The 5,474-nt window shown below is 65.6% G+C and carries 6 protein-coding genes; 2 read left to right on the top strand and 4 right to left on the bottom strand.

The window, feature by feature from the left end; genetic code table 11:
- On the bottom strand, window positions 1–227 hold a 227-nt coding region (locus tag AB3X43_RS16625; RefSeq protein WP_369430976.1), incomplete at its 3' end, for a DEAD/DEAH box helicase.
- 426 nt (window positions 228–653) lie between these two features.
- Here AB3X43_RS16625 and AB3X43_RS16620 point away from each other — a divergent pair.
- Complete coding sequence (locus AB3X43_RS16620) at window positions 654–1,856, top strand: ammonium transporter (protein WP_369430975.1); 1,203 nt, start codon at window positions 654–656, stop codon at window positions 1,854–1,856.
- 83 nt (window positions 1,857–1,939) lie between these two features.
- A complete protein-coding gene (locus AB3X43_RS16615; protein ID WP_369430974.1) occupies window positions 1,940–2,740 on the top strand; it encodes a PEP-CTERM sorting domain-containing protein in 801 nt (266 codons plus the stop codon).
- A gap of 89 nt (window positions 2,741–2,829) precedes the next feature.
- On the opposite strand, the gene AB3X43_RS16610 is transcribed toward AB3X43_RS16615, so the two are convergent.
- The 3 genes from AB3X43_RS16610 to AB3X43_RS16600 all read right to left on the bottom strand — a co-directional run.
- Window positions 2,830–3,462 (bottom strand): tetratricopeptide repeat protein, encoded by a 633-nt coding sequence (locus AB3X43_RS16610; protein WP_369430973.1) that lies wholly within the window; start codon window positions 3,460–3,462, stop codon window positions 2,830–2,832.
- Window positions 3,463–3,464: 2 nt separating this feature from the next.
- Window positions 3,465–5,033 carry a tyrosine-protein phosphatase gene (locus tag AB3X43_RS16605; RefSeq protein ID WP_369430972.1) on the bottom strand — a complete coding sequence of 523 codons (1,569 nt, stop codon included), beginning with the start codon at window positions 5,031–5,033 and terminating at the stop codon, window positions 3,465–3,467.
- A 16-nt stretch (window positions 5,034–5,049) separates the two neighbouring features.
- Window positions 5,050–5,474 (bottom strand): tyrosine-protein kinase family protein (locus AB3X43_RS16600; protein ID WP_369430971.1); only part of this gene is annotated, 425 nt, incomplete at its 5' end.

Below are 5,474 nucleotides of genomic sequence, written 5' to 3'. Positions count from 1 at the left end.
TAGCGGCCCCGGCTGTCCTTGGCGGGCTGACCAGCAGCCAGGCGGTGCAGCAGCGGCAGCGTGAAACCGGCCGTCTTGCCGGTGCCGGTCTGTGCGCCAGCGAGCAGGTCACCACCGGCGAGAACCGCCGGGATGGCTTGCGCTTGGATGGGGGTGGGGGTTTCGTAGCCTTGTTCGCGGATTGCGCGAAGGATCGGCTGGGCCAGGCCCAGATCGTCAAACGTCATGGAATGGCACCCGTGTCGGGGTGCTTGTCGCGCCGCCTGCAGCGCCTCGGGCGAGGCGGCCAGTCGAGGGTGGCGCGGGATTGGAGAGGGCGTCGGAGGCGACTGCAGCGTTCTGACTGGTGCGAATGCTGCAGTGCGATTGTAGCGGCGGGGCGGCGACCGGCCGCAGGAGATCTGACCGTGTTCCAGAGGGTTTGTCGTGGGCTGCTGCGATTGAGCGCACTAATTCAGTGCAAATTTTGCCCAATATATGGGCACTCAGGGTGTCTTTGCTGGATGCGGTTGATGGAATTGCTGCCATTTGGTGCATTCGGAGCCGTGTACAAACGCACCAACTCGGCACAAAACGTGCTTATTTGGTGCCTTTACGCGCTGCGGGCGCATCTCTGCGGTGCATGTCAACCCATCCCCATCCTTCGAGACTCCATGGATACCTTGAAACAGGGCGCTGATGCGCTTTTCATCCTGCTGGGCGCCATCATGGTGCTGGCCATGCACGCCGGCTTTGCGTTCCTTGAACTTGGCACAGTGCGCAAGAAGAACCAGGTCAATGCGCTGGTCAAGATCCTGGTCGACTTTGCCGTGTCGACGATGGCCTACTTCTTCGTGGGCTACACCGTCGCGTACGGTGTCGACTTCTTCACTGGTGCCGAGGCACTCGCGGCGAAGAACGGCTACGAGCTGGTCAAGTTCTTCTTTCTGCTGACGTTCGCGGCCGCCATTCCGGCGATCGTCTCGGGCGGCATCGCCGAGCGTGCGCGCTTCAACCCGCAGTTGCTGGCCACGGCGATCATCGTCGGGCTGATCTACCCGCTGTCGGAAGGTGTGGCGTGGAACCAGAAGTTCGGTGTGCAGGCGTGGCTGAAGGGCGCCTTCGGTGCCGAATTCCACGACTTTGCCGGCAGCGTGGTGGTCCACGCGGTGGGCGGCTGGATCGGGCTGGCGGCGGTGCTGCTGCTCGGGGCCCGCAGCAACCGCTACCGCAAGGACGGCGCGATGAGCGCCCATCCGCCGTCGAGCATCCCGTTCCTCGCGCTGGGTGCGTGGATTCTGGCGGTGGGCTGGTTCGGCTTCAACGTGATGAGCGCGCAGACGCTGGACAAGATGTCCGGGCTGGTGGCGGTCAACTCGCTGATGGCGATGGTGGGCGGCACACTGGTGGCCGTGCTGATGGGCCGCAATGACCCGGGCTTTGCCTACAACGGCCCGCTCGCCGGGCTGGTGGCCGTGTGCGCCGGGTCCGACCTGATGCACCCGGCCGGCGCGCTGGTCGTGGGCGGCATTGCCGGCGCCATCTTTGTCCAGATGTTCACCCTGACCCAGAACCGCTGGAAGATCGACGACGTGCTCGGTGTCTGGCCGCTGCACGGGCTGTGCGGTGCCTGGGGTGGCATCGCCTGCGGCCTCTTCGGCCAGAAGGCGCTGGGCGGGGTGGGTGGGGTCAGCCTGGCCAGCCAGACCATCGGCACGGGGATGGCGGTGCTCTGGGCGCTGGCGGGCGGATTCGCGGTCTATGGCGGCATCAAGGCGCTGATCGGGATCCGGCTGAGCCAGGAAGAGGAGTACGAAGGCGCTGACCTGTCGATCCACAAGATCGGTTCGACGCCGGACCGCGAGGTCAGCTGGTAGGCTGTTGTCCAGTGGAGACTGATTGCGCGGCGCAATGGTGACCATTGGTTTCTCGCTGTCCCTGGAACAGGGGGAGGGGGGTTATGTGCAAACCGAAGACGACATACAGTGAAAGTGACAAATCGCCAAGCACCATCGACGATGGCAAGTCGAACAAAGTTCAGGAGTCCTGTATGTTGAAAAAATTTGTATCTATCCTTGCGTTGGCCGGTCTTGCCAGTGGTCAAGCGTTCGCTGTGACCAATCTGGGGTTCGAAACGGGCACCACCGGCTGGACGTCATCCGCTGGCGGCTCTGTGACGCAGATTGCCGACGGAGTTGCACCGATGGTCGTCTACAACGACTATGCAACCACCCCTCCTGGTGACATCACGACTCCGTACAACATCGCTGCCCAGACTGGCGGTTTCTTCGGTCTGCTGGATGGTCAATACAACGGCCCGGTCACGTTCGCCTTCAATGCGGGTGTGGATGTCACCAATGCCGGTGACACGATCTGGCTGCGCATGTTCAGCGCCGAGTACGATTTCAGTGCTGCCGCGGGTGGCAAGTACGGTCTCAACGATGATTTCGCGCGCGTGACCTACAGCGGCGCTTACGGGAACGTCACCGACACGCTGTACGCATCCGATGGCGCTTATCTGGATTCCGGCTGGAAGAGCTTCGCGATTCCTGTGGGCACGACCGGAATCTCCATCGCGCTGGTCGATGTGAATGCCTGCAACAGCAACCCGACCTGTGGCGGCTTCAATGCGCCGAAGCTGGGTGTGGACTTCACGGCTGCAGTCTCTCCCGTGCCGGAACCCGAGATGAACCTGATGATGCTGGCAGGTCTGGGCGTCATCGGTGGCGTGGCGCGCCGCCGCATGAAGAAGGCTGCCTGATTGATCTGACGGACTGGCTGGGGCGGCATGGAGGCCCCACCTGATCTGCAGCATGGCGTCCGCGTTGCGGACGCCATTTTTCTTGACGGCTATTGCACGGTGGCCGGCGCCGCAGGATGGGCCATTTCTGCCGCAAATCCTGGCCGGCGGGTTTCCACCCACTGTCGGACATCCGCGGGCGCCACCTCCCAGGTGGCCTTCGCCACGGTCACCAGCGTGTTTTCCACGTCGATTTCCTTCGGCCCCAGACGGGCCGCTTCGCGCCACGCCCGGTAAAGCTCTTCCGGGCTGGTGTTGACGGCCAGGCACATCAGCGCCAGATTGGCCCAGGCCATGGCATGTGTCGGCCGCAGCTTGATCGAGGTTTCCTGGTGCACCCTGGCTTCCTGGTAGGCCGCCACTTCCGGAGAGCCTGGCGCCCCGGTTGTCCAGATGCTGCGGCCTCTGATCGCCTGGAGCTGGGCGAGCGCGTCATGCAAGGTGGCGTCGTTCGGCGTCAATGCGACTGCACGTGCCAGGTCTTGGCGAGCCTGCTCCCACTGCTCGTCCGTGAACGGGGCCTGGCCCGTGGCCCATTTCGAGATGGCGTGCCGTGTCATTCCGGACGACCAGTCGGCGGACATCAGGATCCCCGCCTGCTGCGTCACCACCGCCGCAGTGGTGCACAGGACCGCGGCCAGCAGTCCGTTGAGAAGCCGGTGTCTGGCTGCCGTGCCCACCATGCTCAGCGCCGCCTGGCCGGCGGAATCGGTGGCAGCTCGCTGAGGCGAAAGCCCCGCGTGCCGCCGGGTGTCAGCACGCTGTCACGGCCTGGCGGCGTCCAGCGGCTGGTGTCGGTCGCCACTGGCTGGACGGGCGCCGGAGTCGGGCGTGCCCGGCCACCGGCCAGCATCACCGCTGAAGACCGTGGTGCCTGCGTGGGCGGCAGAGGCAATGCGGTATCGGGCACGGACTGCATGTCGCTCAACCGCAAGCCCCGCAGCGGCTCCAGTCGCGCTTCCGCTGGCGTCGATTGCACCGGTGTCGAGGGCACCCAAGCCGGGGCTGGCGATGTGCTTTCCGGGGGGCTATTTGCCACTACCGGGGTGTCCACTGGCCGTGCCGGCGGTGCTGTCTGCGCAGCAGGTGCTTGCGCCACGACCTCCTGCGCCACTGTGGCCATCAGGGTGGGCATGGCGGCATCGACCACCGGAGACCGCTGGAGCACAGGCGCGGGTGCTGGGGCCAAGGCAATCGGTGCAGTGCTGGCGGGCGAGGGCGGCGGTGTTGGCACTGCTGTGCCAGCGAAGACCGGCAGGATCCAGTCTTCCGGCGTGGTGGTGCTGCTGCTGTCTTCCTCTGCCAGCCCATCCATCTGCGCCACCGCTTGCGTCAGCTCGGCGTGGATGGCATCGATCTTGAAGTCCAGCAGTGACCAGTTCTCGCCGCTCGTCGGCGGTGCTGCGGCGTCCCCCGAGGTCTGGCTCTGGTTGAACAGATCGTCGCCCCAGTGCAGGTCCTGGACCAGCGGTGCCGGTGCGGCGGGCAGATCGCGGAACACCAGCCGGTCCTGGCCGCGCTCCACCGTGAACGAGGTGATGCCGGTGATCGCCGTCGGATTGGTCTGTGTCAACTGCGTGGCCAGCGCGCTGTCGTAGTGCTCCGACAGCCAGTCGCGGGCGGCGGACAGGCGCGGCCGGCGGCTGGAGCGGTTGTGCGCGTCCGTGGCCACGACATCCGCCCAGCCGGCATCCAGCAGCCCTCGGGCCACGGTCTGTGCCCGGTTGCCGAACTCGCCGAGCAGTGAGCCTGCCGTGAGCTGGAACTTGCAGCCCAGCCGGCGCAGCGGCTCCAGCCGTGCCAGTTGCTCCATCACGGCCTTGTTGCGCTCCGGATGGGCCATCAAGGGGGTGATGCCCTGCTCCAGCAGCAGGCCCATCAGCCGGTCCGTGCCGACCGGAATCTGCCCGTCCGGCAGCTCGATCAGCACCGTCCCCGGGCCGACCAGGCTGCCGTTCAGCAGTGGCAGGCGTCGCTGCTCCAGCCACTCGAGGATCTCGGGGCAGATGCGCACTTCGGCCGCCCAGGACATCGTCAGGGGAATGTCCTGCTCGCTCACCGCTGCTTGCAGCAGGTCGAACGCTTGCGCGATGCGGGCCGGCGTGTTGTCGAACACGCCCGGGTAGATGTGCGGCGTGAGAACGACATGTTCGATGCCGTCATCGGCCATGGCGCGGGCCAGCGCCACGGCATCGTCCATGGTGCGCGGGCCATCATCGATGCCCGGCAGTACATGCGCATGAAGGTCTAGCATGGGTGCTCAGTGACGGTCAGGTCGTGGGCTGCTGAGAATACCCGTGGTAGTAGGTGTTGCCGTAACCACCGTTGACCGACTCGCCGTAGTAGCGCTGCGCGTCGTCGAAGTTCAGGCCGTTGACGATCACGCCCATGATGTTGGCACCCGAACGCTGCAGCCGGCTCAGACCCTTGCGGATCACCGGGACCGGCGTTTCGGTGGCGCGCACCACATAGATCGTGCTGGTCGCCATCTGCGCCACCGCCACCGCGTCGCTCACCAGCTCCACCGGGGGGGTGTCGATGATGATGAAGTCCAGCTGCGGCTGCAGGTGGCGCAGCACGTCCTTGAAGCGCTGCGACACCAGCAGGTCCAGCGGATTCGGCGGCACATCGCCCGAGGGCATCACCAGCAGCGTGCTGCCTTCGATCTGGTGCACACAGTCCTTCAGCGTGGCCG

Origin of the sequence: Sphaerotilus sp. (assembly GCF_041083715.1) — a bacterium.
Lineage (GTDB): Bacteria > Pseudomonadota > Gammaproteobacteria > Burkholderiales > Burkholderiaceae_C > Sphaerotilus.
The sequence above is the reverse complement of the archived record's forward strand: the minus strand, read 5'-3'. Positions and strand labels throughout refer to the sequence as shown.

Bases quoted from the DNA above. Each gene is read 5' to 3' on its own strand.
- AB3X43_RS16620 (WP_369430975.1), top strand. From the start codon at position 654: ATGGATACCTTGAAACAGGGCGCTGATGCGCTTTTCATCCTGCTGGGC.
- AB3X43_RS16615 (WP_369430974.1), top strand. From the start codon at position 1,940: ATGTGCAAACCGAAGACGACATACAGTGAAAGTGACAAATCGCCAAGC.
- AB3X43_RS16610 (WP_369430973.1), bottom strand. From the start codon at position 3,462: ATGGTGGGCACGGCAGCCAGACACCGGCTTCTCAACGGACTGCTGGCC.
- AB3X43_RS16605 (WP_369430972.1), bottom strand. From the start codon at position 5,033: ATGCTAGACCTTCATGCGCATGTACTGCCGGGCATCGATGATGGCCCG.